This is a genomic window from Pseudomarimonas arenosa, assembly GCF_014841215.1.
Lineage (GTDB): Bacteria > Pseudomonadota > Gammaproteobacteria > Xanthomonadales > Xanthomonadaceae > Pseudomarimonas > Pseudomarimonas arenosa.
Genome location: NZ_JACYTR010000007.1, coordinates 12,106 through 37,685, shown reverse-complemented (window position 1 = coordinate 37,685; position 25,580 = coordinate 12,106). Strand labels below are relative to the sequence as shown.

Annotated in this window: 24 protein-coding genes; 15 read left to right on the top strand and 9 right to left on the bottom strand. The window is 63.8% G+C overall.

The annotated features are described in order from the left end of the window. Nucleotides 1–32 precede the first annotated feature (32 nt). On the bottom strand, nucleotides 33–929 hold the full coding sequence (locus IFO71_RS05215; RefSeq protein ID WP_192028601.1) for a phosphoribosylaminoimidazolesuccinocarboxamide synthase: 897 nt from the start codon (nucleotides 927–929) through the stop codon (nucleotides 33–35). Between the two features lie 152 nt (nucleotides 930–1,081). Here IFO71_RS05215 and IFO71_RS05210 point away from each other — a divergent pair, with 152 nt between their 5' ends. From IFO71_RS05210 to rpe, 3 genes are read left to right on the top strand one after another with little or no spacing between them, the layout of a single operon-like run. Continuing rightward, nucleotides 1,082–1,420, top strand: a complete 339-nt coding sequence (locus tag IFO71_RS05210) for a c-type cytochrome (RefSeq protein WP_192028485.1) — start codon at nucleotides 1,082–1,084, stop codon at nucleotides 1,418–1,420. Next, entirely contained in the window at nucleotides 1,417–1,767 is a 351-nt protein-coding gene (locus tag IFO71_RS05205) for a J domain-containing protein (RefSeq protein WP_192028484.1), read from the top strand. The genes IFO71_RS05210 and IFO71_RS05205 overlap by 4 nt, the downstream gene beginning before the upstream one ends. Nucleotides 1,768–1,814: 47 nt before the next feature. Next, the gene (gene rpe, locus IFO71_RS05200; protein ID WP_192028483.1) at nucleotides 1,815–2,492 is read left to right on the top strand and encodes a ribulose-phosphate 3-epimerase; all 678 of its coding nucleotides are present in this window, start codon (nucleotides 1,815–1,817) and stop codon (nucleotides 2,490–2,492) included. On the opposite strand, the gene IFO71_RS05195 is transcribed toward rpe, so the two are convergent. The 3 genes from IFO71_RS05195 to IFO71_RS05185 all read right to left on the bottom strand — a co-directional run bounded on the left by IFO71_RS05195 (nucleotide 2,435) and on the right by IFO71_RS05185 (nucleotide 5,468). Beyond that, nucleotides 2,435–3,085, bottom strand: a complete 651-nt coding sequence (locus IFO71_RS05195; RefSeq protein WP_192028482.1) for a class GN sortase — start codon at nucleotides 3,083–3,085, stop codon at nucleotides 2,435–2,437. The two genes, rpe and IFO71_RS05195, sit on opposite strands and share 58 nt — an antisense overlap. Then, a complete protein-coding gene (locus IFO71_RS05190) occupies nucleotides 3,082–3,291 on the bottom strand; it encodes a hypothetical protein (RefSeq protein WP_192028481.1) in 210 nt (69 codons plus the stop codon). The genes IFO71_RS05195 and IFO71_RS05190 overlap by 4 nt, the downstream gene beginning before the upstream one ends. A 101-nt stretch (nucleotides 3,292–3,392) precedes the next feature. Next, entirely contained in the window at nucleotides 3,393–5,468 is a 2,076-nt protein-coding gene (locus tag IFO71_RS05185; protein ID WP_192028480.1) for a marine proteobacterial sortase target protein, read from the bottom strand. Between the two features lie 179 nt (nucleotides 5,469–5,647). Here IFO71_RS05185 and IFO71_RS05180 point away from each other — a divergent pair, with 179 nt between their 5' ends. The 4 genes from IFO71_RS05180 (at nucleotide 5,648) to IFO71_RS05165 (ending at nucleotide 9,383) form a co-directional block, all read left to right on the top strand. Then, nucleotides 5,648–5,950 carry a flagellar basal body protein gene (locus tag IFO71_RS05180; protein WP_192028479.1) on the top strand — a complete coding sequence of 101 codons (303 nt, stop codon included), beginning with the start codon at nucleotides 5,648–5,650 and terminating at the stop codon, nucleotides 5,948–5,950. Nucleotides 5,951–6,008: 58 nt separating this feature from the next. Further along, nucleotides 6,009–6,698: a proteobacterial dedicated sortase system response regulator gene (gene pdsR / locus IFO71_RS05175; RefSeq protein WP_192028478.1), complete on the top strand. Its 690-nt coding sequence runs from the start codon at nucleotides 6,009–6,011 to the stop codon at nucleotides 6,696–6,698. A gap of 21 nt (nucleotides 6,699–6,719) precedes the next feature. Further along, on the top strand, nucleotides 6,720–8,741 hold the full coding sequence (locus IFO71_RS05170; protein WP_192028477.1) for an ATP-binding protein: 2,022 nt from the start codon (nucleotides 6,720–6,722) through the stop codon (nucleotides 8,739–8,741). Nucleotides 8,742–8,843: 102 nt separating this feature from the next. Continuing rightward, nucleotides 8,844–9,383: a hypothetical protein gene (locus IFO71_RS05165; protein ID WP_192028476.1), complete on the top strand. Its 540-nt coding sequence runs from the start codon at nucleotides 8,844–8,846 to the stop codon at nucleotides 9,381–9,383. A gap of 51 nt (nucleotides 9,384–9,434) precedes the next feature. Here IFO71_RS05165 and IFO71_RS05160 read toward each other — a convergent pair whose 3' ends face one another. Further along, a complete protein-coding gene (locus IFO71_RS05160) occupies nucleotides 9,435–10,238 on the bottom strand; it encodes a fructosamine kinase family protein (RefSeq protein ID WP_192028475.1) in 804 nt (267 codons plus the stop codon). Nucleotides 10,239–10,328: 90 nt separating this feature from the next. Here IFO71_RS05160 and IFO71_RS05155 point away from each other — a divergent pair, with 90 nt between their 5' ends. The 7 genes from IFO71_RS05155 (at nucleotide 10,329) to trpE (ending at nucleotide 18,789) form a co-directional block, all read left to right on the top strand. Beyond that, on the top strand, nucleotides 10,329–11,438 hold the full coding sequence (locus IFO71_RS05155; RefSeq protein ID WP_192028474.1) for a TPM domain-containing protein: 1,110 nt from the start codon (nucleotides 10,329–10,331) through the stop codon (nucleotides 11,436–11,438). A 75-nt stretch (nucleotides 11,439–11,513) separates the two neighbouring features. Then, nucleotides 11,514–13,067 (top strand): cryptochrome/photolyase family protein, encoded by a 1,554-nt coding sequence (locus tag IFO71_RS05150; RefSeq protein WP_332309319.1) that lies wholly within the window; start codon nucleotides 11,514–11,516, stop codon nucleotides 13,065–13,067. A gap of 80 nt (nucleotides 13,068–13,147) precedes the next feature. Further along, nucleotides 13,148–14,551 (top strand): circularly permuted type 2 ATP-grasp protein, encoded by a 1,404-nt coding sequence (locus tag IFO71_RS05145; RefSeq protein ID WP_225444404.1) that lies wholly within the window; start codon nucleotides 13,148–13,150, stop codon nucleotides 14,549–14,551. Nucleotides 14,552–14,553: 2 nt separating this feature from the next. Further along, complete coding sequence (locus IFO71_RS05140) at nucleotides 14,554–15,495, top strand: alpha-E domain-containing protein (protein WP_192028473.1); 942 nt, start codon at nucleotides 14,554–14,556, stop codon at nucleotides 15,493–15,495. A 5-nt stretch (nucleotides 15,496–15,500) separates the two neighbouring features. After that, nucleotides 15,501–16,340, top strand: coding sequence for a transglutaminase family protein (locus tag IFO71_RS05135; RefSeq protein ID WP_192028472.1), 840 nt, complete (start codon nucleotides 15,501–15,503; stop codon nucleotides 16,338–16,340). A 162-nt stretch (nucleotides 16,341–16,502) separates the two neighbouring features. Next, entirely contained in the window at nucleotides 16,503–17,243 is a 741-nt protein-coding gene (locus tag IFO71_RS05130) for a proteasome-type protease (protein WP_192028471.1), read from the top strand. Nucleotides 17,244–17,316: 73 nt separating this feature from the next. Next, a complete protein-coding gene (gene trpE / locus IFO71_RS05125) occupies nucleotides 17,317–18,789 on the top strand; it encodes an anthranilate synthase component I (protein WP_192028470.1) in 1,473 nt (490 codons plus the stop codon). A 135-nt stretch (nucleotides 18,790–18,924) separates the two neighbouring features. On the opposite strand, the gene IFO71_RS05120 is transcribed toward trpE, so the two are convergent. The 3 genes from IFO71_RS05120 to IFO71_RS05110 form a co-directional block, all read right to left on the bottom strand. Further along, complete coding sequence (locus IFO71_RS05120) at nucleotides 18,925–20,025, bottom strand: HDOD domain-containing protein (RefSeq protein WP_332309318.1); 1,101 nt, start codon at nucleotides 20,023–20,025, stop codon at nucleotides 18,925–18,927. A 255-nt stretch (nucleotides 20,026–20,280) separates the two neighbouring features. Further along, nucleotides 20,281–20,829 (bottom strand): inorganic diphosphatase, encoded by a 549-nt coding sequence (gene ppa, locus IFO71_RS05115; RefSeq protein WP_192028468.1) that lies wholly within the window; start codon nucleotides 20,827–20,829, stop codon nucleotides 20,281–20,283. A 174-nt stretch (nucleotides 20,830–21,003) separates the two neighbouring features. Then, entirely contained in the window at nucleotides 21,004–23,016 is a 2,013-nt protein-coding gene (locus IFO71_RS05110; RefSeq protein ID WP_192028467.1) for a sodium-translocating pyrophosphatase, read from the bottom strand. A 165-nt stretch (nucleotides 23,017–23,181) separates the two neighbouring features. Between IFO71_RS05110 and IFO71_RS05105 the strand changes: the two genes are divergently transcribed. After that, entirely contained in the window at nucleotides 23,182–24,324 is a 1,143-nt protein-coding gene (locus IFO71_RS05105) for an acyltransferase family protein (protein WP_192028466.1), read from the top strand. Here IFO71_RS05105 and IFO71_RS05100 read toward each other — a convergent pair. Then, entirely contained in the window at nucleotides 24,296–25,549 is a 1,254-nt protein-coding gene (locus tag IFO71_RS05100; protein ID WP_192028465.1) for a 6-phosphofructokinase, read from the bottom strand. The genes IFO71_RS05105 and IFO71_RS05100 overlap by 29 nt on opposite strands. Nucleotides 25,550–25,580: the final 31 nt, after the last annotated feature.

The window sequence follows — 25,580 nt, the reverse complement described above, 5'->3', positions numbered from 1 at the left end:
ATCAGCGTGACATCGGGCCCGGCATCTGTGGCTTAGTCGAGCTTGATCTCGGCCAACTTCCACAGCGCTTCAGCGTAGCGCTGACGCGTGCCCTCAATGATATCGCCCGGAATCGACGGCCCTGGCGCCTGCTTGTTCCAGTCCAGAGTCTCCAGGTAGTCGCGGACGAACTGCTTGTCATAGCTCGGCGGACTGATTCCCTCGCGATATTGATCGGCCGGCCAGAAGCGCGATGAATCCGGCGTCAGCATTTCGTCCATCACATGCAGTTTGCCCGACCCATCGAGGCCGAACTCGAGTTTGGTATCGGCAATGATGATGCCGCGCTCAAGAGCGTAGTCCGCAGCATAGCGATAGATCGCCAGGGTCAGGTCGCGCACCTGTTCGGCCAGCTCAGCCCCGATCGCAGCCACGATGGTATCGAAGCTGACATTCTCATCATGGTCGCCGACGGCCGCCTTGGTCGAGGGGGTGAAGATCGGTTGCTGCAATTTCGAAGCTTGCTGCAGTCCGACTGGCAACTCGATGCCACAGAGTCGGCCGCTGGCTTGGTAATCCTTCCAGCCCGAGCCGATCAGATAGCCGCGGGCGATGGCCTCCACCGGCAGCGGCCGCAGGCGCTTGGTCACTACCGAGCGCCTGCCATAGTCCTGCAGGGACACTCCGGGCGGTAGCACCGAGGCCACGCTGTCGCCGGTCAGATGGTTGGGCACCAGGTGGGCGGTCTTGGCAAACCAGAAGTTGGAGATCTGGCACAGCATCTCGCCCTTGCCGGGAATAGGATCCGGCAAGATCACATCAAAGGCCGATAGCCGGTCGCTGGCTACCATCAACAGGCGGTCGTCGCCGATCGCGTAGACATCCCGCACCTTGCCGCGGTGCAGACACTCAAGGCCAGGGAGTGAGGATTGGAACACCACGCTGCTCATAAGAGGCCCGTCAGAAGCAAAGCCGGCATTTTCGCACGAAGCGGTGTACGCGCTGCAGGCAAAGTGCTCCTCGTCGGCATGTTCAGCGACAACCAGACCAGGCATCAGGGCGGATTGCCCTTGGGCCGGCTCCGCCCGACTACAATTCGCCCATGACTCGATTGATAGCATCTGGCCTCGTCCTACTGGCGACTGGCTGCAGCAGTGAACTCCCGCCCACCGCACAGGCCGCTGCGGCAGCCCCGGCCAAACTCGGCATGTGCGTGTCCTGCCACGGCACCGAGGGCATTTCCTCGCTCCCCGCTCATCCCCATCTGGCCGGACAGAACCGCGAATATCTGATCAGTGCCATGCAGCAGTACCAGCGCGGCGAACGGCAGCATGCGGCGATGCAGGCGATGATGGGGCCCTTGTCGGAACAAGACATCAAGCAGCTGGCCGACTATTACGGCAGATTGCCGCGCACTCCAGGAGACACCCAGGCCCCATGAGAATCTACGGAAAACTGTTCGGCGCCATCCTCGGCTGGATGCTGATGCGTCACCCGATCGGCGCCGTCATCGGCGGGCTGCTCGGCCACGCCCTGGATGCCGGCTGGCTGCAGAGCAGGAGTGAGCAAGGCCGCCAGGGCGGCAATGCGGTCGACAACGCCTACGAAGTGCTGGGTCTGCAACCCGGGGCCAGTGATGCCGAGATCGAACGTGCCTACCGCAAGCTGATCTCCGAGTACCACCCGGACAAGGTTGCTGGTGCGGCAAGCGAGATCAAGGCCATCGCTGAGCAGCGTTCGCGTGCCATCAATCAGGCCTACGAACGTTTGCAGCGGCGTCCGCGCTAACAAGTTGATGGTGCACATTCACTTATCGTTTCACTGAGGAGAGATCCATGTCCGATTGCATCATTGCGCCGTCGATCCTGTCGGCCAACTTTGCCCGTCTCGGTGAAGAGGTCGATGCCGTGCTGGCAGCGGGCGCCGACTGGGTGCATTTCGATGTGATGGACAATCACTATGTCCCCAACCTCACCATCGGTCCGCTAGTGTGCGAGGCCCTGCGCAAGCATGGCGTCACGGCGCCGATCGATGTGCATCTGATGGTCAAGCCGGTCGATCGCATCGTGCCGGACTTCGCCAAGGCCGGTGCCACCCTGATCAGTTTTCATCCTGAGGCCTCCGAACATGTGCACCGCACTGTGCAACTGATCAAGTCCGCCGGTTGCCAGGCCGGTCTGGTGTTGAATCCGGCCACGCCGATCGAGGTGCTGGACTATGTGCTGGAAGAACTTGATCTGGTGCTGCTGATGTCGGTCAACCCGGGCTTCGGAGGGCAGGCCTTCATTCCCTCGGCGCTGAGCAAACTGCGCGCGGTGCGCGAAAAGATCGATCGCAGTGGCCGATCGATCCGACTGGAAATCGACGGTGGCGTCAAGGCCGACAATATCGCCGAGATCGCTGCCGCCGGCGCCGATACCTTTGTCGCCGGCTCGGCCATCTTCAATGCGCCGGACTACGCCGAGGTGATTTCGCGCATGCGCGCCGAAGTGGCCCGCGTGCGCGCGGTCTGATCGGCCGGCTCGCTGCGTTCCAGCGGAATTGCCGTGACCACATAACGCATGGGTCCACCGCTGGTCATGGCGTTGAACGGCCAGCAGGTGACCAGAACCAATCGATCCTGCGCATCATCGATGGTCAGTCGCTCGACCCGGCTGTCTGCCACTCGCAGGTCGCTGATCCAATACAGGCGTCGCTGCGGGCGACCTTGGTCCAGTGATTCCAGTTCGATCAGATCGCCAGATGTCAGCTCAGCCAACCAGGCGAAATGGGTGTCGCGATGGCCGGAGATGACCTTGCTGCCGAGTCTGTCGCTGGGCTCGGCGCTGGCCGGGGCCCAGCCCGGCCCGAAGGCCATCACCCGGCCGCTGTCGCCAGCAAGCACGATCTGTTCAATACCCAGGCCCGGAACATGCAGCTTCGCCACTGGATGGGTATCGGCCCACGGCCAGGGGCGCTGTGACCCGCCTTGCGCCAAGCTGTCCTGCCAGGCCTGCTCGAGCATTTCCTGCGCCAGCCATGCCTTGGCGTGCAGCCAGCTCGCTTGAGCGGCCAGACCCAAGGCGGTCAGCAGCAAGGCTCCGGCGGCAAGCACCGAGCGCTTCATCGTGGTGAACTCGGCGGCGTACGCGGTCCAACATCGACGAACTGTGACTCGCGCAGTGGGACTGCACCATCGCCTGCGGCCGCGATCAGCGCGACCGGATCATAGAAACCCATCCGTTTCAGGCAGTTCAGCAGACTCAGGTGACGGCGTTCGGCTTCGGCGCCGTCCATCGGACGAGGGTTGCGCGATTCGACTTGCAGGATCATGACAGTGCTCCGCTGCGTGGGGTGTGGTCAAGGGATGTGTTAGTGATTCGGCAACTTGAAGATTGAACATCCTGTTCAGCTTCAAGTCCCGTGCGTTCGGTTCAATCAGCACGGCCGGGCTGGCGGCGAGGTGAGGTGGGTTCTGGACGCGCCGAGCGCCACAGCGCTGCGCCGACCAGTCCCAGGACCAGGGCCAGGCTGAACAGGCTGCGCGCCGGGGTGCTGCCCTGTGCCATCGACAGGCCGTCGGCGGGGGCGGCATTCTGAATCCTGGTGCTGGCCAGGGACTCCGCCTGTGGTCGTGTCGGCTGGCGTTCGACTGCCACCAGGCTGGTGTAGCGGCCGACGATGCGGTGTGCCAAGGCCAGGGCCAGGCTCTGTTGCCGAATGGCGGCTGGGTCGGCGCCGTGGCGCATCTGGTCTTGCAGCGCTTCCAGCTTGGCCCGTGCCCACAGGCGTGCAACGCCCATCGGCTGCACATAGCGCTTGGCTTCCAGCGTTAACTGGTCGTTCCACTTGGTAGCGTTGCCGATGCCGCTCACCCGGATATGCTCGCCGGCCCACATGCCGCTGTCGTGATTGGGCAGAGCGGCCAGCAGCTGCAGAGGCTCGCCGGCGTACAGATCGGGAATCTGACTGGGGAAGGCATCGACCGCCGCCGGCCATTCGATCCGCAGGTCCTGCATCAGGGGCGAATTGATTCGGGTCAGCAAGGCCTGCATGCGCGGCTGCACGGCGCTGAGATCGCGCACCATCTCAAAGCTACCTTGACCGAGTTCGGCGGCCTTGCGCACGAAGTATTCGTTCGGCGCCGAGCCGATACCCACGGTGAACAGTCGAGCTTCCCCGCGTTCGCTTTCGAGCATCTTGAGCAGGGCCTGCTCATTGCCGATCGCGGCGTCGGTGACCAGCACGACCTGACGCAGATAGCCATGCGTGGTCGGCATGGTTAGTGCCTTGTGCAGAGCCGGGGCCATTTCGGTGCCACCATTGGCACTGAGGCCGGCCAGCCAATGGCGGGCCAGGGCGACGTGCGCCGGTGCCGCATCGACCGATTGCTGAAACAGCGCTTCGGTGCGGTCATTGAAGGCCAGCAGGTTGAACTTGTCGTCGGGGCGTAGCGCGCTCAGCGCAAAATCCAGTGCTGCCTGCGCCTGTTGCATCGAGCTGCCCTGCATTGATCCCGATTGGTCCAGCACCAGCAACAGCTCGCGTGGCACGCTGCTCGTCGGCAGGGTTGGCGGCAGCACCAGCAGCATGACGTAAGTGGTGTCGTCGATCTGCTCAGTGAAAAGGGCGCGCTGCGGCGTGGCATACGGTGCCGGCGTCCAGCGCAGTTCGAAATCGCGATCGCTGGCCTCAACCAGATTGGCCAGCGCAACCTCGAAGCGGCCGTCCTGAAGGTCGACGCTGATCGCATGCGTATCGCTATGCACTCGCGCGATCTCCACTCCAGGGTCCACCGAGGCGTGCAGGCTGACCGTTGGCTGCAGGACGATGTCGGTTGTCTTCGGCTCGCCGATATCAGCGGGGCTGTCCGGGTCAGGCCACTGCTTGTCGCCGTAACGTGGCGTTAAAGTGAAGGGTAGTGCCAGGGAGAATTCGCGGTCGCGGTAGCTGACCGGCTGCCAGAAGTCGATTTCGATCTGCAGTGCTTCGCCGGGAGCGATATTGGCCACCTGAGTCTGGAACAGATTGGAGCGCGCCTGCTCAATCAGGGCGGCCCGCTGGCCCAGACTGGCTGCTTGTTGGTAGGTGGCTGCGGCCTGTTGTTTCTCCTGGATCTCGCCCTCGATCAGTCTGTCGCCGACGCGGATGCGCAGATCGCTGACCGCGGCATCGCTGGGCAGGGGCAGCAGGTAGCGACCTTGTTGCCAGGCCTGGCTGCCATTCTGGTAGTGCTGAGTGAGGCTGACCTTGGCGATCAGACCGGTCACCTGGATTCGCACGGTGGTGTCCATCGCCAGCTGAGGCAGCCACTGATCGCTGCCGTTGCGTACTGCCCAGCCGAACTCGGCGGCCATCGACGCGCTGGCGGATAGGCTGAGCAACACCGTGAGCAAGGCCGCCCAGCGTTGGCGCAGACGCCGGCAGGCCAGCATGCGCGGACGCTGGGTCAGGCGTGCCCCGCGGCCAAAGCTGGGCGGGTTGGGTGAGTTCGAACTGGGCTTGGACATGGAACGCTCCGCGGTGGGGGGCAGCTCCAGTAGAAAGGCGTCGAGCGACTACAGCGCGGCCGCAATGCGGCAACAAGACGATCAAATCGGGCGAAAATCGGGCAAAACGCGAGGTGCTTCACAGCACCGGATGGCTTGGCACTTCAGGATCGGGTCAAGCGGCCGATATCCTGAGCAAGATGACTTCAATCAGCCAAAACGCGCTATCCGGTCTGGCCTTCGCCCAGCGAAGGCTGGAGGTTTCCGCGCACAATCTGGCCAATGCCGCCACCGAGGGCTTCCAGCGGCAGGAAGTCCGCGCTCAGGCGGCGCCGGGTGGCGGCGTGACATTTTCCGTGGTGCGCAGCGAGCAACCCAGCAGTGGCCTGTTCATCGAAGATGTGGTCGAGCAATTGCAGGCCAAACAAGCCTTCCTCGCCAATGTCCAATCCCTGCGCACTGAAGACCAGCTGATCGGCAGTCTGCTCGATATCCGCGCCTGACCGGCACCGATCTGACCCATGCTTGCCGATTCAGGCGTGCGCTGCCTATGCTGCGCGCATGAGCCGAACCGTTGCCATCGTCGAAGACGAACCCGATCTGCGCACCAACTACCTCGAAGCCCTGCGTCGCTACGGCTACGAGGCCGTGGGATTTGCTGACCGCGAGTCGGCCACCCAGGCCTTTGCTCTGCGCCTGCCTGACCTGGTGATCATCGATGTCGGCCTGGGCGATGAGGTGGAGGGCGGGTTTGAGCTGTGTCGTCATCTGCGCGCGCGCTCGGCCGGCTTGCCGATCCTGTTCCTCACCGCCCGTGATTCCGACCTGGATGTCATCTCCGGTCTTCGCCTGGGTGCCGACGACTACCTTAGCAAGTCGATCAGCCTGCCGCAGTTGACTGCGCGAGTGGCGGCCCTGTTTCGGCGCCTGGAAGCGCTGCGTGAGCCGGTAAAGAAGGAATCGGTGATCAGCCTGCGCGCGCTGCGCCTTGAGCTTGAGCGAATGCGAGTGACCTGGAACGCCGAAGAGGTGCCGCTGACCTTGACCGAGTTCTGGATGGTGCACGCGCTGGTCCGGCACCCAGGCCATGTGCGCTCGCGCGATCAGTTGATGCGCGAGGCCGAAGTGGTGGTCGACGATGCCACCATCACCAGTCACATCAAGCGCATTCGGCGCAAGTTCGAAGCGCTGGACGACAAGTTCGACGAAATCGACACCGTGCACGGTGCAGGCTATCGCTGGCGCCCATAACGACAGGTTTCGACCACTGACATGAGGCTGCGTACTCAGCTCGCCCTGGTCTCGCTCACCCTGTTGCTGCTGCCCTGGGCCGGCTGGCAGCTGTTGAAACAGATGGATGCCTTGTTGCGCCAGGGGCAGGCGCAGAATCTGCTTGCTTCGGCCGATCTGCTGGCGCGCAACCTGGAGCGTAGCCGCTCGCTGCTGGCGCCGGGTGGCGTGCATTGGTTTGCCCATTCGCTTGCGCGAATGCCGCGACTCGACGGCGAGTTCAGCGAATGGCCGGCGGTGGAGCCGCAGCGCTTTGCCGCTGCCGCAGGCTCGCAATTGACGGCGACGCTCGGTCAGCTCGGTGATTCGCTGTATCTGCGTGTTCAGGTGCGCGATGCCAGTCCACAGCCGGCCGATGCCCATTGGGCGCGGGCCGCGCAGTCCGATCATCTTCGCCTGGCCCTGGAGGGGCCGAACGGCCTGGTCGAGCTGCGTCTGGCCAATGCGCGCAACGGTGCCCTGCTCAGCACGGCACTGGACGGCGGGCCGGCACCCTTGCGCCTGTCAGGCGAGTGGCGGCGGCGCAATGACACCGAGCTGGACGTGGAGATTCTGCTGCCAACCGGATGGCCGCTGCAGACGCTGGGCCTGCAATGGCAGGATGCGGCCGACGGTCGCGCGCCACAATGGCTGGGTACCGGCATTGATCCACCGCAGCTGACCTGGCCGGTATGGAGCGAATCCGAGCGTGCCGAACAATGGCTGGCGCGGCGGCTGAGCCCGGAGATGCGCGCACGGCTGATCGATGTCGATGGCTGGGTGTATGCCCGGGCCGGTGCGCCGAACGCCGAGCGCGATGATGAGTCGGCCCTGCCCTGGTGGAAACAGCAGTTGTGGCAGGCCATGCTGTATGACCAGCCGGCATTCGAGGCCGGCGATCGAGCCGAGGCGCGGCGAATCGAGTCTGAAGAAGTCTGGCAGGCGCTGTCCGGCAAGCCGGCGGCGGCCTGGCGACGCGATGCCGAAGCTCCGCGACTGCTGGCCTCGGCCGCGGTGCCGCTGGCCCTTAACGGCGAATTGCGTGGTGCATTGGTGCTACAGCGCGAGCATCAGAATCTGGAGCTGTCTGATCAGGCGCTGAGTCAGCTGGTGATGACCAGTCTGCTGGCCATGTTGGCGGCGATTGCTGTCCTGCTCTGGTATGCCGGTCGCCTGAGTCGTCGCATTCGCGCCCTGAACGAGGCCACTGAACGGGCGATTTCTGCGGAAGGCGAAGTCGATCAGTTTCTGCCCAGCTCGGTGGCCGACGAGGTCGGCGACTTGTCGCGCAGTTTCGCCAGGCTGCTGAACGAAGTAGGTGCCCACCAGGCCTACTTGCGCGGTCTGGCGGGCAAGCTCTCGCACGAGTTGAATACGCCGATTGCGGTAGTTCGCGGTGCCTTGGAAAACATCGATCCCGCCGGCCTGGACAGTGCCAGTCACAGCTGTGTCGAGCGCGCCCTGGGCGGTATCGAGCGATTGAGCGGCATCGTCCGTGGCATGAGCGAGGCGACCCGGGTGGAACAGGCGATCGCCAATGCCGAGGGCGAAGACGTCGATCTGGTGGCCATGCTCGGCCAGTGCGCCGAGAGCTACCGACCGCTGCTGGCGCCGCGCGAGCTGCGACTGGATCTGCCATCCACGCCGCTGCGCCTGCACTGCTCGCCGGAACTGCTGGTTCAGGCATTGGACAAGCTGATCGACAATGCGCGCAGTTTTTGCCCGGCCGACGGCTGGGTGCGACTCAGCCTGTGGCCTGCAGCTCAGGGTGTAGTTGTCGCTCTGGCCAACAGCGGCCCACGCCTGCCCGAAGCCGCCCGCTATCGCCTGTTTGAGTCCCTGGTAAGCGTGCGCAGCCATGAGCGACAGGGCGGCGCGGCACACCTGGGGCTCGGTCTGTTCATTGTCAAGCTGGTAGCCGAACTGCACGCGGGACATGCCGAAGCGTCCGATCTGGCCGACGGTTCGGGCGTCGAGTTCAGCCTGCGCCTGAACGGCATGCCGCGGCGAAGAATCGAGCGCTAGCTAGCCCGGATCGGGCCTTGGATCGATTAGCATTAGCCTCCTTTGGCTGACCAAGCGACGGGTCCTCTCGACGCGGCGTTGGCGCTGCAATGGGATCGCACCATGAAACAAGGCGTCTTGGCGGCACTGGGCTTGGTTGTATTGCTGGCGGCATGCAACAAGAAACCTGAGCTGGTTGCGTTTTCTCCTCCTGGCGGAGAATTCACCGCGCAGATGCCGAGCAATCCGTGGCGCGAGTACAAGGAGGAGCAGACCGAATTCGGCCCGGTTGAGATAGTGGCCTATACCAGTAGTTTCGACGAAGTTCAGTATCGGGTGGGTGTCGAGAAGCTGCCCGATCCGCTCTCGAAGCAGTTTGGCCCGGCCGGCTCGGAGCGTGCCTTCGACCTCGGGCGGGATGGAATGCTCGCTCAGGTCCAGGCGCGACTTACCGAGGAGCGCGGAAAGAGCAGCAAGCGCTGGCGCAGTCGCGAAGTGCTGGCGGCCCTGCCGGACGGACGGCACAAACTGATTGGCAGAGTTTTCTGGAACCCACCGTTCCTGATCTACGCCCGCGCGGTGTTGCCCGCAGACGCGTCGTACAACCAGGATCTGTACGCCGTGCGCTTTCTCGACTCGCTGCAGATTCCGCTGCGCCACTGAGGTTCATAGGGAGGGGGCCGGGGCCCGGAATGACGAGCAGATCGGGCCGGTTCATGCAAATCGCACCAGCACCTCGCGCACCGCGCGGAGATAGCCGACACCGAATAGATTCAGGTGGTTCAGCAGGTGATACAGGTTGTACAGCGGTGCGCGCTGACGCCAACGGTGATCGATGCCGGCCTGCTCCTGATAACTGGCGAAGAAGTCGGCCGGGGGCTCGCCGAACAGGCAGAGCATGGCCAGCTCTGCTTCAGCCCAGCCGTAGTGCGCAGCGCCGCCGTCGATCAACGCCAGTTCGCCGTTGGCCGAGGCATGCAGATTGCCCAGCCAAAGGTCGCCGTGCAGCAGGCTTGCGGGTTGGAGCGGAATCCATTGCGGCAGACTGCTCGTAATCCGCTCGATGGCAGCGACATCGCCGCGCTGCAATCGACCGGCTGAAGTCGCCCGTTGCAGCTGTGGCAACAGGCGCTGATCGGCAAAGAACCGATGGCCATCGGTGTCCAGCTGATTTGATTGCGGGCTGTCCCCGCACCAGCCGTTGAATTGCCAGCCAAAGCGATCGGCATGCTGACGGTGTTGGATCGCCAGGCGGCGCCCGGCGGTTCGCCAGTCGCCCGCCGTCGCTCGTCCGCGACCAAGATCCTGCAACAGAATGGCATCAGCGCCGAGCGCGAGCACGGTCGGCGTCGGCAAGGCCTGCGCGCTGGCCAGCAGTGCCAGGCCGCGCCGCTCGGCGGCAAAGAAATCCTCCGGCGCCTGTTGACGCCGTTTCAGGATGGCCGGCTGGCCCTGCCAGCGCAGACGATGAAGACCATCGCCCAGTCCGGCCAGCTCCGCCCAGGTAGTGGCCTGCATCGCGGCATCATAGGCCAGCGTGTCCGATGCGTCACAATCTGGGCAGGCCTGAGTCGATACAGCGCATCCACCCTGAAGGAGTCTGCAGCATTGCGCGCATTCTTGATCACCCTGGTCCTGCTGCAGGCAGGCGCGGCGTCGGCGCTTGACAGCCTGCCCACGCAAACCGGCGCGGTGACCGACAAGCTTGGCGTGCTGACAGCCGCCGATCTGCGTGAAATCGAGCGCGCGGCCGCGCGGGCCGAGGCCGAAGGCGCCGAACTGGCGGTATTGCTGCAGTCGCGCAGCGGCATGTCCGACCACCGCGCCTACGCCACCGGAGTGTTCAATCACTGGCAGCTCGGCACGGCGACCAGTCATCGCGGCGTGCTGATCTATCTGGCCCTGGACGATCGCGCCGCCGAGATTATCCTGGGTGACGGCGTCGATGACGACGCCCGGGTCGCGGCGGCCGAGCGCATCATGCAATCGCAGATGATTCCACGCCTGCGTCAGGGTCAGGTTGGCGCCGCTGTTGTGGTGGCGGCGCAGCGCGTCGCGGTCGATATTCTCGGCGTCCAGCCGGCGGTTCAGCCGCCAGTGCCAACGCAGCCCTTGCTGGAACCGCGGGTGGAGTATGAGCGTGACGACGCTGCGGCCCCGTCGCCGCGGCCCTCCGATCTGCCGCTACCCAACCGTACTGCGAACAAGTCCTGGTGGGTGGCGGCCGGAGGCGCAACCGGCGTGTTGGGTCTGATCGGCCTGGCGCTGTCGCGCTGGTGGTTGCGTCGCCGTCCGCCGCGCTGTCAGCGCTGCCATCATCCGATGGAACTGCTGGATGAGGCGGAGGACGATCTGCGGCTCAGCGAGGTCGAGCAAGCCGAAGAACGCCTGCGCAGCGTCGACTACGACGTCTGGCACTGCGCCCGCTGCCAGGAGGTGCAAAAGCGCCGCTACGGTGCCTGGTTCACCTCCTACAGCCGCTGCCCGCAATGCCATGGCATCACCAAGCAATCGAAGCAAACTACCTTGCAAGCGGCCACTCGGCACAGCACCGGGCTGATGCAGATTGACGAGCATTGCCAGCACTGCGGTCATCATCAGCAAAGCACCCGGGTGCTGGCTCGGCTGCCACCACCATCCAGCAGCAGCTCGCGCTTGGGCGGCCGCAGTGGCGGCGGAGGCCGCTCCTCCGGTCGCGGCGCCAGCGGTCGTTGGTAGGCGACTCGCCGGCCTCGACATCGGCCCGACAGTGCCTCGGCTAGGCTGTCTACCGGTGCAAGGGAGCATCAAGCCGTGGCCATTCGCCGCTTATGCGTGGTGCTGGGCGATCAACTCGATCTGGACAGCGCCCTGTTCGATGACTTCGATCCGGCGCAGGACTGCCTGTGGATGGCCGAAGTGTCGAGCGAGGCTCAGCATGTGCCTTCGCACAAGGCGCGCATCGCGATCTTTCTGGCCGCAATGCGGCATTTCTCTGTGGTCTTGCGACAACGCGGCTGGCCGCTGGAGTATCTACGCCTCGGTGAGCACCCACATGAAACCCTGTCGCAGGCCCTTAACGCATCAGTCAGTCGGCTGGCGGCGCAGCAAGTGTGCTGCGTGCAGCCCGGCGAGTGGCGCCTTTGCGCGGCGTTGAGGGCCGCGGCCGAACAGGCCGGTGCACGCTGGATCGACTACCCCGATCGGCATTTTCTTTGCCAGCCGGATGAGTTTGCCGACTGGGCGCGTGGCCGCAAACAGCTGCGTATGGAGCACTTCTATCACTACATGCGCAAACGCTACCGGATCTTGCTCGATGAGCAGGGCCAACCGGTTGGCGGCGCCTGGAACTTCGATGCAAGGAATCGCGGCAGTTTTGCTCGCCAGGGCCCGGGCATGCTGCCGGCGCCGTGTGCCTTCCAGCCCGACGCCCCGACTCGCGAGGTATTGCAGGCGGTGGAACGGCACTTTCCGCACCATCCAGGATCCTTGGAAGCGTTCGATTGGCCGCTGACACCGGCCCAGGCCGAGCAGGCACTCGAGGATTTCATCGAGCAGCGTCTGCCGGCCTTCGGCCAGTATCAGGACGCCATGTGGAGCGGAGAGCCCTGGCTCTACCATGCGCGGTTGTCAGCGGCGTTGAATCTGAAGCTGATTCATCCGCGGCGGGTGATCGAGGCGGCCGTCGATGCACTGCAGTCGAGGCAGGCGCCGATTGAGGCGGTTGAAGGCTTTGTGCGTCAGGTGCTGGGTTGGCGTGAGTTTGTGCGCGGCGTGTACTGGCTGCGCATGCCGCAGTTCGCTGAACAGAACATTCTGGCGCACGGGCAGCCGCTGCCGTGGCTGTACTGGGGTGGCGACACCGACATGCACTGTCTGAGCGAGTGTGTTGGCCAAACGATGAGTTATGGATACGCACACCATATTCAAAGGCTGATGGTGTTGGGCAACTTCGCACTGTTGCTCGGCGTGCGGCCAGAGGCGATCCATCGCTGGTTTCTGGCGGTATACGTCGATGCGGTGGAATGGGTGGAATTGCCCAATGTGCTGGGCATGAGTCAATACGCCGATGGCGGCCACATGGTCAGCAAGCCCTATGTCGCCAGTGGCGCCTATGTCAAACGCATGTCGAACTATTGTCAGCACTGCCGCTTCGATCCCGCCTTGGCGGTCGGTGAGAAGGCCTGCCCGTTCACCACGCTGTACTGGGATTTTCTTGATCGACACCAGCAGCGCTTCGCCCAACATCCGCGCACCGCATTGCAATGGCGCGCGCTGAGCGGAAAACAGGCGCAACTGCAGGCGATTCGCGAGCAAGCCGAGCGTTGGCGAAGGCGGCTCGCTGAGGGCGCGCGCGAGCCGTGTTGACGACGCGGATTCGCTGTTGCGCTTGACCCAGGGTAGCAAACCTGGGCAGGCTGGTGTCTCAGCGACGCGCGGAGACCCCCATGTTCGACGAAATGGGACTGGGTGAGGCGATTCGCCCCCCGTATGCCTTGATCGACGCCTGGCTAAAGGCTTTGCCGGCCGACCAGTTGCACCACAAGCGGGCTGAAGCCGAGGTGCTGTTTCGCCGCATCGGCATTACCTTTGCGGTATACACCGAGGGTGGCGATCCGGAGCGCTTGATTCCCTTTGATCTGGTGCCGCGGGTGCTGGCGCAGGCCGAATGGCAGCGCCTGAAACGTGGTCTGGAACAGCGCGTTCGGGCGCTGAACGCCTTTATCCACGATATCTATCACGGGCAGGAGATCCTGCGTGCCGGCAAGGTTCCCAAGGAGCTGATCCTGCATAACCCGCAGTTTCGCCCAGAAATGGTGGGGCAGGATCTGCCGCACAATGTGTACACCCATATCGCCGGCGTCGATATGGTGCGCACCGGGCCTGATGAGTACTACGTGTTGGAGGACAACTGCCGTACTCCGTCGGGCGTGTCCTACATGCTGGAAAATCGCGAGGTGATGCTGCGTCTGTTCCCGGAGATTTTTCGCAAGGCGCGGGTGGCGCCAGTGGCGCATTATCCGGACGAATTGCTGGAAACCCTGCGTTCAGTGGCGCCGCGCAACTGCGAGGGCGAGCCAAAGATGGCTCTGCTGACGCCGGGCATCTACAACAGCGCCTACTACGAGCATGCCTTCCTGGCCGATGAGATGGGCATTGGTCTGGTCGAGGGGCAGGACCTGCTGGTGCAGGACGATATCTGCTACATGCGCACCACCCGGGGTCTTGAACGAATCGATGTGTTGTATCGGCGCATCGACGATGACTATCTCGATCCGCTGGTGTTCAAGCCCGAATCCATGCTCGGCGTGCCGGGTCTGCACTATGCCAGCTGTGCCGGCAATCTGACCCTGTGCAACGCGATCGGTGCCGGCATTGCCGATGACAAGGCGGTGTACATCTATGTGCCGGAGATGGTGCGCTTCTATTTGGGCGAGGAACCCCTGCTGCAGAATGTGCCGACCCACGACTGTAAGAAGCCCGATGAGCTGGCCTATGTGCTGGAGCATCTGGATGAACTTGTAGTTAAAGCGGTTCACGGATCCGGCGGCTACGGCATGCTGGTGGGTCCGCATGCCAGCCAGGCCGAGCGCCAGGAGTTTGCACGGGTCCTGAAGGCCAGGCCGCAGGACTACATTGCCCAGCCGACGCTGGCGCTGTCGACCGTGCCTTGTTACGTCGAGTCGGGCTTGGCGCCGCGTCATGTCGATCTACGACCGTTCGTCCTCAGTGGCGACCAGATCCGCATCGTGCCCGGTGGGCTGACTCGGGTGGCACTGAAAGAGGGCAGTCTGGTGGTGAACTCGTCGCAGGGCGGAGGCACCAAGGACACCTGGGTGCTGGAGGGCTGATCATGCTTGCGCGAATTGCAGAGAACCTGTTCTGGCTGTCGCGTTACATGGAGCGCGCCGACTACCTCGCCCGGCTGCTGCAGGTCGCCGGTCATATGAGCGCCGTGCGTCCGGATGCCGATAGCGACAGCGAGTGGCAATCGGCAATCGTCGCTGCAGGTGCGAAAGACAGCTTCTTTCCCGAGCGCCAGGCCAATGAGGCCAGCGTGGTCGACTATCTGGCCTTTGATCCGGCTAATACCTCGTCGATCGTCAGCTGTATAGAGACCGCGCGTCGCAACGCTCGCGCAGTGCGAACCGCGTTGACGCGTGAGATGTGGGAGGCGGTCAATGGCACCTGGCTTGAACTGCGCGATTTCAAGCGTGGCCTCGAACAAGATTCGGCAATCGAATTCCTTGAATGGGTCAAGGCCCGGGTCGGCCTGTTTCAGGGTGTATACGCCAACACCATGTTAAGGATGGATGGCTTTCACTTTGCCCGCCTGGGGCAGTTTCTGGAGCGCGCCGACAATACCGCGCGTCTGCTCGATGTGAAGTACCACGTCCGCCTGCCCCGGGTTGAGGACGTCGGCGGCGTGGTCGACTACTACCAGTGGCTGGCGATACTGCGTGTGGTGGCGGCGCGGCGCGCCTATCGCGTGCTGTTTCAGGGCAAGGTGCAGCCGCCGCAGGTGGCCGAACTGCTGATCTTGCGCCCGGAGTTCCCGCGCTCACTCTTGTTCTGCTATCAACGCATCACCGAGCATCTGGACCGAATCGAAGGGCAGGATCCGAAGCGCGTGGCCGAAGCCAAGCAGGCAGCTCATGGTCTTCACGTGCAGCTGCGCTACGGATCGATCGAAACGGTGATGGAGCAGGGGCTGCACGAGTACTTATCTGATATCGTCGATCGCACTGCCGAGCTTGGCGGCGAGATCGCCCGTTCCCACTTGTTCGGGGGCTGATCCTCATGCGACTACGTATCCATCACAACACGGTGTATCGCTACCAAACGCCAGCGCGACGTATCGTGCAAGCCATGCGGCTATGGCCGGCGCCGGTGGCCGGTCAGCAGGTGCTCGACTGGCAGGTGATGGTCGGAGGGCGCGGTCTGCGCCCCCGCAGTCGCGATGGATTTGGCAACGCCGAAGCCACCTATAGTGCCGATGGCCCGCTCGATGAGCTGTGTGTCGGCGTGGTGGGGCAGGTCATCACCGAGGACCGTCACGGCGTGATCCAGGGCAGCGAAGAACTGCTGGATCCACTGTTCTACTGCGCCCCGTCGGTGCTGACCCAGCCCGATCAGGCCTTGCGTGAGCTGGCCGAGCGTTGTCGTCGGCATCGCGGGCTGGAGCAGGCGCACCAGTTGATGCGCGTGGTACGCGAGGCGGTGGAGTTCAAGACCGAAGAGACTCATTCTGAGACCGACGCGTCGGAGGCGCTGGCGCACGGTTATGGCGTGTGCCAGGACCACGCCCACGTGATGATCGCCTGCGCGCGCATTCTGCAGCGGCCGGCGCGCTATGTCTCCGGCTATCTGTGGATCGATGGCGATTCAGTGTCGCCAGCCTCGCATGCCTGGAGCGAGCTTTACATCGACGATCTGGGCTGGGTCGGGTTTGATCCGGCCAATCGGATCTGTCCCACCGAGTCCTACGTCCGGGTGGCGGTGGGCCGCGATGCCCGCGATGCGGCGCCGATCCGCGGTCTGCGCCAGGGCGGTACGGTGGAGTCGCTGGAGGTCAATGTCAGCGTGGCCCAGGTGTCGGCCGATCCGGCTCGGACCCAATCGCAGCCAGTTCAGCAATAGCGGCAGTCGAGCCTGTCGAGGCCGGCGTGCGACAACCAACTCCGCGGCCTGCGGCACGCACAGCCCAGCGAGCCGCTGCTGCGGCCTGTCAAACGACAACGCTGCAACTCAGACCAGGTAACGGCTGCTAAGCTTGTGCCGAGCCTTCTTGAGCGCTGAGCGATGACCTATTGCGTGGGCCTGTATCTGGATCAGGGATTGGTCATGCTGGCCGATACCCGCACCAATGCGGGCATGGACAACATCTCCTGCTTCGGCAAGCAGTATGTGTTTCAGCGCGCCGGCGAACGCGCCATCGTGGCGATGACGGCCGGCAATCTTGCCGTGTCGCAGGCGGTGATGAATCTGATCCAGGATGGATTGAAGCATCCCGAAAGCGGCGAGCAGGAGACCATCTACAGCGTGCCTTCGATGTTCGCCGCCGCTTCCCTGGTCGGAGAAGCCGTGCGCCGGGTTTACCGCACCCACGGCGAGGCGATGCAGGACCAGGGGGTGAGCTTCGATGTCTCCGTGCTGCTTGGCGGGCAGCTGAAGGACCGCACGATGCGTCTGTTCCAGGTCTACTCGGCCGGCAATTTCATCGCCGCCACCCGCGATACGCCATTCCTGCAGATCGGCGAACACAAATACGGCAAGCCGATTCTCGATCGCGCCGTATCACCGGATACCTCGCTGCTCGACGGGGTCAAGCTGGGCCTGATTTCGATGGATTCGACCCTGCGTTCCAACCTGGGCGTTGGGCTGCCGCTGGACCTGATGGTCTATCCCAAAGACAGCCTCGACCTCAGCCGCTGCTGGCGAATCGGCGAGAACGATGAATACTTCAGTCAGCTGCGTGCCAGTTGGTCGGATGCGCTGCGTCAGGCCTATCGCACGCTGCCGAACCCGCCGTATCCGTTGTAAGCACAGGCGCTCGGGTCATGTCAGCCCATTCTGAGGCTGGCATACTGCGGGGCCGCTGATTGATCGCCGACCCATGAACACTGAGAGCTTTGCCCGCTACGCCGACCAAGGATTCAATCGCGTGCCGGTGGTGCGCGAGGTGCTGTCGGATCTCGACACCCCGTTGTCGGTGTATCTGAAATTCGCCGATGCCCCACACACCTATCTGCTCGAGTCGGTGGAAGGCGGCGAGAACTGGGGGCGCTATTCAATCATTGGCCTGCCTTGCAGGCGTACCTATGCGTTCAGCGGTCATCGTTTGCGGGTGAGTGATTTCGGTGAGGTGGTGGAACAGCGTGAGGTGGCTGATCCACTGGGCGAGGTCGAGCGGCTGCGGGCCGGCTTTCGGGTGCCGAAGCTGGAGGGTCTGCCGGAGTTCACTGGAGGCCTGGTGGGTTGGTTCGGCTTCGAATGCGTGTCGATGATTGAGCCGCGCCTTGGCGAAACTGACAAGCCCGATGAACTCGGCACGCCCGACATCCTGCTGATGCTGAGCGAGGAGGTGGCGGTATTCGACAACCTCAAGGGCCGCTTGTACCTGGTGGTGCATGCCGACCCTGCGGAGCCGCAGGCCTGGGTCAAGGCGCAGCGCCGGCTTGATGCCCTGGTGTACCGCTTGCGTCACGCAGGCACCGCGTATCCCGATGTGTTGAAGCCTGACTTGCTCGACGAGCAGGACTTCAAGTCAGGCTTTACCCGCGAGGGCTTTATCCAGGCAGTGGAGCAATCGAAGGAATACATTCGCGCCGGCGATATCTTTCAGGTGGTGTTGAGCCAGCGCATGTCGGTGCCGTTCCAGGCGCGGCCGGTGGATGTGTACCGTGCCTTGCGCGCCCTCAATCCCTCGCCCTACATGTACTTTCTTGATGTCGGCCGAACCCAGGTGGTGGGCTCATCGCCGGAGATCCTGGTTCGCCTGCAGCAGGGCAAGGTCACCGTGCGCCCGATCGCCGGCACCCGCCCGCGTGGCGCTTCGCCGGAGGAAGATCAGGCCCTGGAGGTCGAACTGCTGGCCGACCCGAAAGAGCGTGCCGAGCACCTGATGCTGATCGATTTGGGCCGTAATGACGTCGGCCGGGTGGCCCAGGCGGGTACGGTGCGGCTATCCGAGCAATTTGTTATCGAGCGTTATAGCCATGTCATGCACATCGTCAGTGAAGTCGATGGTTCATTGCGCGAAGGACTGAACTACGCCGATGTGCTGAAAGCTACCTTTCCCGCGGGAACGGTGAGCGGTGCGCCCAAGATTCGCGCGCTGGAGATCATTCGCGATCTGGAGCCGGTCAAGCGCAATATCTACGCCGGAGCCATTGGCTATGTCGGCTGGCACGGCGACGCCGACACCGCCATCGCCATCCGCACCGCAGTGATTCAGGATGGCCGGCTCTACGTGCAGGCCGGGGCCGGCATCGTGTACGACAGCGACCCGGCCAAGGAATGGGACGAAACCATGAACAAGGGGCGGGCACTGTTCCGCGCCGTGGCGCAGGCGGCCGGTGGGTTGTAGGTACGGTCTGCTGCGCCGACAGGCGTAGGGCGCGTCGCTTCTACCACCGCGCTGAATGCTGCGAAAGCACACCCTATGTTGGAGCGATAGCCATAACGACAGGTACGGGGTGCGGTTCGCCGCACCGGCGTATGTCTATTCCTCTGCGCCGAGCAGATCTTCAGCCAGCTTCTGCCAGGCCGGCAGCTTGTCGGCCATGCCGACCTGACTGAGATAGTTCTCGTCCAGCGGCTGCTGGGCAATCAGTGCCCGTGCCACATGCACCGCGCCGGGCACCCAGAAGCCACGTGCATTCGAGCGACCGGGTTGCTGGTGGTTGGCGACTGCTTCGACGATCGGCATCGGCAAGCCCCACATGCCCAGAATGTAGGCGCCGGCCTCGGCGTAGTGCGGGCCTTCGCCTTCCAGTTCGCCATCCTTGTTGAGGATTTTCACACCGGGCAGCAACATCCCGACTTCGGCCAGCAAGGCCGCCGTACCAGCCAGCTCGGAGCTGCTTCCAGCCAGCAGCTTGCTCGCCAGCTGTGAGCTGAGCAGGGCGCGGCGCCGCATGGCATCTCGGTCCACCTTGCTGTTGGTGGAATCGGCAAACACCTCGGTGGCCAGCACCATGCGGCGCAGAATCTGTTGGCCGAGGCGAATCACGGCGGTGCGGATGTCGGTGATGGTGCGACCGCCGGAGAAATAGGCCGAGTTGCACAGGCGCAGCACCTTGGCCGCCATCGCCGGGTCCTGCTGAATCAGGGTGGCCAATGAGGCTGGCGAAACGTTCGGGTCATCCAGCGCCCGGGTCAGGGCCAGGTACAGCTTCGGCGGTGGCGGCAGCTTGTCGAGCTTGCCGACCGCGGCTTTCAACTCCGGCGAATTGAGGATCTCGTGCAGTTCGCTGATGCCTTCGACGGCTTCCAGTAGCTCTTCGGCGCGCAGCGGCTTGTTAAGGAGGCGGTGAGCGCTGGAAAGCGCGCGCATGGCCTGGGATTCCTCGGTCTCGTCGAGCAGCATGATGCGTGCCGCTTCCGGGTGATGACTTTTGACCCGATCCAAAAGGGCCGTGCCTTCCATGCCGATCGGACGCATTTCCGCCACCACCACTTCGATCGGATTGGCCTGGGCATAGCTCAAGGCCGCGCTGGCGTCGGCGACAAACTTGATCTTCCAGTCAACACCGAGATCACTCAGTGCCGATTCCACGCCTTCACTTTGGCTGGCATCGCGCCCAACGATCAATACGATCACGTCAACCCCTCCGGTCTGTGCTCGACGATTCCCCGCCCCGCCGTGCGGCTGCTTCCTCCGCCGCCTTTGGGGCATCGCTCTGCGGCCATGCGGCGGCAGAGCGGGCAAGTTCAAGACTAGCGCGAAGTGGGTGAAGGGTCACGCCCTTTCCCGCGCTTTCGTGCCGCGGTGGGGCAGCGGCAGCGGTCGGGAAAAAGCACAGGGCCGGCAATGCCGGCCCTGTCGAGATGCGCTGGTCTTTCCGGCCTGGGCGGCTTAGAAATTGGGCTTCTCCGGTGAAGCTTCGAAGCGCTCGATCGACTCACGGATGATTTCCTTGGCCTCGGCTGCGCCGCCCCAGCCATCCAGCTTCACCCATTTGCCTTTTTCCAGATCCTTGTAGTGCTCAAAGAAATGGCCGATACGCTCCAGCCAATGCCCGGACACATGGCCGATGTCTTCGATATGGGTGTAGCCAGCGAAGATCTTCGGAACCGGCACCGCCAGCAGCTTCTCATCCGAACCGGCTTCGTCGGTCATCTTCAGCACGCCGACTGGACGGCAGCGGATCACCGAGCCGGGAATCAGCGGTAGCGGCAGAATCACCAGGACATCAACCGGATCGCCGTCGCCACACAGGGTGTGCGGCACATAGCCGTAGTTGCAGGGATAGCGCATCGGGGTCGACAGGATACGATCGACGAAGATCGCGCCGGTGCCCTTGTCCACTTCGTACTTGACCGGTTCGGCATCCTTGGGAATTTCAATGACGACATTGATTTCGTTCGGCACGTCGCGGCCGGTGGGGACGAGGTCGAGGCCCATGTTGCGCTCCTAAGTCAGACAGGCAAGGCGGGGCGCCAAGCCGGCGCCGAGGGGCGCGAAGGATACTGGAAGGCGCTAGAGGGTGCACTCCAACGCTGGTCGATAGGCATTGCCCGGTTCAGAAACGACAAACCCCGCCGCAGCGGGGTTTGTCCTGGTTGCGAGTGCAGATCCTTACAGCAGCGGCACCATCAGCAAGGCGACGATGTTGATGATCTTGATCAGCGGGTTCACCGCCGGGCCGGCGGTGTCCTTGTACGGATCACCGACGGTGTCGCCGGTCACCGAAGCCTTGTGAGCCTCGCCGCCCTTGCCGCCGTGATTGCCATCTTCGATGTACTTCTTGGCGTTATCCCAGGCACCGCCGCCGGTGGTCATCGAAATGGCCACGAACAGGCCGGTGACGATGGTGCCGATCAGCAGGCCGCCGAGGGCCTGCGGGCCGAGCAACAGGCCGACCAGCACCGGCACACCGACCGGCAGCAGGGAGGGGATGATCATTTCCTTGATCGCCGCCTTGGTCAGCATGTCCACCGCCAGCGAGTAATCCGGCGTGTGGGTGCCTTCCATGATGCCCTTGATCTCGCGGAACTGACGGCGCACTTCTTCCACCACCGAGCCGGCGGCGCGGCCCACCGCTTCCATCGCCATCGCGCCAAACAGATAGGGGATCAGGCCGCCGATGAACAGGCCGATGATCACCATGTGGTTGGAAAGGTCGAAGGTGACCGATTTACCGACCGCTTCCAGGTTGTGGGTGTAGTCGGCAAACAGCACCAGGGCAGCGAGCCCGGCCGAACCGATCGCATACCCCTTGGTGACTGCCTTGGTGGTATTGCCCACGGCATCCAGCGGATCGGTGACCGCGCGCACTTCCGGCGGCAGCTCGGCCATTTCGGCGATGCCGCCGGCGTTGTCGGTAATCGGCCCGTAGGCATCCAGGGCCACCACCATGCCGGCCATCGACAACATCGAGGTGGCAGCGATGGCGATGCCGTACAGGCCAGCCAACTCATGGCAGCCCCAGATCGCCGCGCAGACCGCCAGTACCGGCCAGGCAGTCGACTTCATCGACACCCCGAGGCCGGCGATGATGTTGGTGGCATGACCGGTAGTCGAGGCATGCGCCACATGGCGTACCGGCGCAAACTCGGTGCCGGTGTAGTACTCGGTGATGAAGATGATCACCCCGGTCAGCACCAGGCCGATCAGCGCGCACCAGTAGAGACTCATCGCGTTGTCGGCCATCAGCCCGGTGGTGATCGGATAGAACAGTGCCGCGGCGATCACGCCGGAAACGATCACGCCCTTGTACAGTGCGCCCATGATCGAGCCGCCGTCGGAGGTCTTGACGAAGAAGGTGCCGATAATCGAAGCCACAATCGAGGCGCCGCCCAAGACCAGCGGATAGAGCACTGGATTGCCGCCAAGGCTGCTGGCCATCAGGCCACCCAGCAGCATGGTTGCAATCACGGTGACCGCATAGGTCTCAAACAGGTCAGCGGCCATGCCGGCGCAGTCACCGACGTTGTCGCCGACGTTGTCAGCGATCACCGCCGGGTTGCGCGGGTCATCCTCGGGAATGCCCGCTTCGACCTTGCCGACCAGATCGGCACCGACGTCAGCGCCCTTGGTGAAGATGCCGCCGCCCAGACGGGCGAAGATCGAGATCAGCGAGGAGCCGAAGGCGAGGCCGATCAGCGCGTGCAGGGCCTTGTCCTTGCTCAGTCCCATTTCGAGCAGGATGCCGTAGTAGCCGGCCACGCCCAGCAGACCTAGGCCGACCACCAGCATGCCGGTGATTGCACCGCCCTTGAAGGCGACGGCCAAGGCCTTGTCGATACCGCTGCGCGCTGCTTCTGCCGTTCGCACATTGGCCCGTACCGAAATGTTCATGCCGATGTATCCGGCCGCGCCCGACAGGATGGCGCCGATTACAAAGCCGATCGCTGAGTACCAGTCGAGGGCAAAGCCCAGCACCACGAACAGGATCGCTCCGGCGATCGCGATCGTGCCGTACTGGCGATTCAGATAGGCGCGCGCGCCCTGTTGGATCGCGCCCGCAATCTGCTGCATCCGTTCGTTGCCCGCTGGCTGCGCCAGAATCCAGCGTATCGACATTGCTCCATAGACAATCGCCAGTGCCGCGCCGACGATGGCCATCACCAGTCCGTATTGCTCCAGCATTGCGTCCTCCGCTCGAAAATGAATGGCCGCTAAGTAAGCGGCCGCCGGCGAGTATAGCCACAGAACGGGACTGTTCGTGTTGCGCTGCAGCACCGGTCGTCCGATTGAACAATGCGGCACAATGCCGGCCCGGCGATCTTGCGGCGCCGAACAGGAGAGCGATCGATGCTGGCTGCGCGGCCGGAACAGGACTATCTGCCAGCGATTACTGGCCTGCGCGGCGTCGCCGCGGCTTGGGTGTTGCTCTACCACGCCTGGCAGTTTGCCGGCGGACCACGGATCTCTCCGGTCGGGGTCGATCTCACGCCGCTGCTGGCCTGTGGCTATTTTGGCGTCGACTTGTTCTTTGTGCTGTCCGGTTTCCTGCTTGGCATGCCCTTTCTTACCGCGCGCCAGCGCGGCGAGTCGGTCGATCTGCGGCGCTTCTGGCGCAACCGCGCGCGACGCGTGTTGCCGGCCTACTGGGCGCAACTGCTGGTGTTGTTGGCGCTGGCGGTGTGGTCTGGCGGTCCGGAAATCGGTAGCGGCGTCTTGCTCGGGCATTTCAGCCTGAGCTTCAACCTGTGGCAGAACGATTCGGCGATCAATCCGGTCTATTGGTCACTGCCGGTGGAGTGGGACTTCTACATCCTGCTGCCCTTGCTGGCCTTGCCGTTTCGCGGTCGGCGCAGCGTGCTGATCACGGTGTTGGTGGGGGTGCTGGCGGTGATTGCCTTTCGCTGGCTGTGCGTGGCAGCTCTGCACTGGTGGGGCGCCGACGGTGTGCCGTTGTACCGCTGGATCATCCAGTTGCCGGGGCGTCTGGATCAGTTCCTGCTTGGCATGGCCGCGGCCTGGTGTTACCTGAACCTGCGGACGCGCGGCCGCGGGTGGCTGTGGGCTGGGCTGCTCGTGGTTCTGCTGATGTGCTGGGGCGCCGCCTCGCGCGGCGATTTCGTCAGTCAGGCGCAAGCGCCCTGGGTCTACGGCCACTACACCGGCGTCGGTCTGGGCTTCGCCTTATGCATTCTCGGCGCCCTGGCAGCTCCTCGCAGCTGGCTGGTCCAGCGCTTGTCCGGCCGGGTCCTGGGTTGGCTGGGCATGATCAGCTACAGCCTGTACCTTTGGCATTACCCGGTGCTCAGCTGGCAGCGCCAGGGCTGGCCGGCCGACTGGCCGGCCTGGGGCGGCGTGGCGCTGAGCCTGCCGCCGGTTCTGCTGCTGTCATGGTTGTCGTATCGGCTGATCGAGCGGCCCTTTCTCGGCCGCCGCGCACGCCGAGCCGAGCAGGCCACCACCACTACAGCGAGTACGCCGGCAGTTTCTTAGGCACGGGCAGGTTCTTCAGCTTCACGTAGGACGGTAGGCCATCCTTGCCGTACGGCGGCGCGGCTTCGCCGCGGATCAGTGGTTCCAGGTAACGCCGACAGGCCTGGGTAATGCCGTAGCCGTCGCGCCGCAGATAGTTCTTCGGCATTTTCTTCTCGGCATTGGCGACCTTGGTCAGCGGCGCCGCCTCGATCTTCCAGCGATACGGGGCGTCGCTGGTTCGGCGAATGACCGGCATCACGCCGTGTTTGCCGGCCAGGGCGTAATGCACCGCCTGTTCGCCCACGGCCCAGGCGTGGTCGTGGTCGGTCTGCGAAGCCAGATGACGTGCCGAGCGCTGCAGATAGTCCGGCACCGCCCAATGCACCTTCATTTTCAACTCGTCCTTGACCAGGGCAGCGATTGCCGGCCCGACCCCGCCGAGTTGGCTGTGGCCAAAGGCGTCCTTGCTGCCAGCCTCGGCTACGAATCGACCATCGGCGTGATGCAGGCCTTCGGAGACCACCACCGTGCACCAGCCGACCTTGGCGACCGTGGCTTTGACCTTGGCCAGGAACTTGGCTTGGTCGAAGGCGATCTCCGGGAACAGGATGATATGCGGTGGGTCGTCCTCGCCGCGCTGCGCGAGTCCAGCGGAGGCGGCAATCCACCCGGCATGTCGCCCCATCACCTCCATCACAAACACCTTGGTAGACGACTCGGCCATCGAGGCGACATCCAGACTGGCTTCGAGCACCGAGGTGGCGGTGTACTTGGCGACTGAGCCGAACCCAGGGCAGCAATCGGTGACCGCGAGATCGTTGTCGACTGTTTTCGGCACCCCGATGCAGGCCAGTTCGTAGCCCAGTTCGCGACTGACCTGGGAGATCTTCAGTGAAGTATCGGCGGAATCATTGCCGCCGTTGTAGAGCAAATAGCGGATATCGTGTGCCCGCAGGACCTCGATCAGTCGTTGGTAGTGGGCGCGGTCCGTGTCCAGCGATTTGAGCTTGAATCGGCAGGAACCGAAGGCGCCGCCCGGCGTATGGGCCAAGCCGCGAATCGCGCTGGCGGACTCCTTGGCGGTGTCGATCAGATCCTCGCGAAGGGCTCCGATCACGCCATTGCGGGCGGCATAAACCTTGATGCCGTGCTGGCGTGCGGTGCTGATCACCGCCGCGGCGGTGGTGTTGATGACGGCGGTGACGCCGCCCGACTGCGCGTATAGCAGTTTTCCCTTGCTCATGATCGATCTTCCTGGTCTGCCGAGCGCCGAA

Excerpts from the sequence above, each read along its gene's own strand:
- IFO71_RS05215 (WP_192028601.1), bottom strand. The coding sequence starts at position 929 with ATGAGCAGCGTGGTGTTCCAATCCTCACTCCCTGGCCTTGAGTGTCTG.
- IFO71_RS05210 (WP_192028485.1), top strand. The coding sequence starts at position 1,082 with ATGACTCGATTGATAGCATCTGGCCTCGTCCTACTGGCGACTGGCTGC.
- IFO71_RS05205 (WP_192028484.1), top strand. The coding sequence starts at position 1,417 with ATGAGAATCTACGGAAAACTGTTCGGCGCCATCCTCGGCTGGATGCTG.
- rpe (WP_192028483.1), top strand. The coding sequence starts at position 1,815 with ATGTCCGATTGCATCATTGCGCCGTCGATCCTGTCGGCCAACTTTGCC.
- IFO71_RS05195 (WP_192028482.1), bottom strand. The coding sequence starts at position 3,085 with ATGAAGCGCTCGGTGCTTGCCGCCGGAGCCTTGCTGCTGACCGCCTTG.
- IFO71_RS05190 (WP_192028481.1), bottom strand. The coding sequence starts at position 3,291 with ATGATCCTGCAAGTCGAATCGCGCAACCCTCGTCCGATGGACGGCGCC.
- IFO71_RS05185 (WP_192028480.1), bottom strand. The coding sequence starts at position 5,468 with ATGTCCAAGCCCAGTTCGAACTCACCCAACCCGCCCAGCTTTGGCCGC.
- IFO71_RS05180 (WP_192028479.1), top strand. The coding sequence starts at position 5,648 with ATGACTTCAATCAGCCAAAACGCGCTATCCGGTCTGGCCTTCGCCCAG.
- pdsR (WP_192028478.1), top strand. The coding sequence starts at position 6,009 with ATGAGCCGAACCGTTGCCATCGTCGAAGACGAACCCGATCTGCGCACC.
- IFO71_RS05170 (WP_192028477.1), top strand. The coding sequence starts at position 6,720 with ATGAGGCTGCGTACTCAGCTCGCCCTGGTCTCGCTCACCCTGTTGCTG.
- IFO71_RS05165 (WP_192028476.1), top strand. The coding sequence starts at position 8,844 with ATGAAACAAGGCGTCTTGGCGGCACTGGGCTTGGTTGTATTGCTGGCG.
- IFO71_RS05160 (WP_192028475.1), bottom strand. The coding sequence starts at position 10,238 with ATGCAGGCCACTACCTGGGCGGAGCTGGCCGGACTGGGCGATGGTCTT.
- IFO71_RS05145 (WP_225444404.1), top strand. The coding sequence starts at position 13,148 with ATGTTCGACGAAATGGGACTGGGTGAGGCGATTCGCCCCCCGTATGCC.
- IFO71_RS05140 (WP_192028473.1), top strand. The coding sequence starts at position 14,554 with ATGCTTGCGCGAATTGCAGAGAACCTGTTCTGGCTGTCGCGTTACATG.
- IFO71_RS05135 (WP_192028472.1), top strand. The coding sequence starts at position 15,501 with ATGCGACTACGTATCCATCACAACACGGTGTATCGCTACCAAACGCCA.
- IFO71_RS05130 (WP_192028471.1), top strand. The coding sequence starts at position 16,503 with ATGACCTATTGCGTGGGCCTGTATCTGGATCAGGGATTGGTCATGCTG.
- trpE (WP_192028470.1), top strand. The coding sequence starts at position 17,317 with ATGAACACTGAGAGCTTTGCCCGCTACGCCGACCAAGGATTCAATCGC.
- ppa (WP_192028468.1), bottom strand. The coding sequence starts at position 20,829 with ATGGGCCTCGACCTCGTCCCCACCGGCCGCGACGTGCCGAACGAAATC.
- IFO71_RS05110 (WP_192028467.1), bottom strand. The coding sequence starts at position 23,016 with ATGCTGGAGCAATACGGACTGGTGATGGCCATCGTCGGCGCGGCACTG.
- IFO71_RS05105 (WP_192028466.1), top strand. The coding sequence starts at position 23,182 with ATGCTGGCTGCGCGGCCGGAACAGGACTATCTGCCAGCGATTACTGGC.
- IFO71_RS05100 (WP_192028465.1), bottom strand. The coding sequence starts at position 25,549 with ATGAGCAAGGGAAAACTGCTATACGCGCAGTCGGGCGGCGTCACCGCC.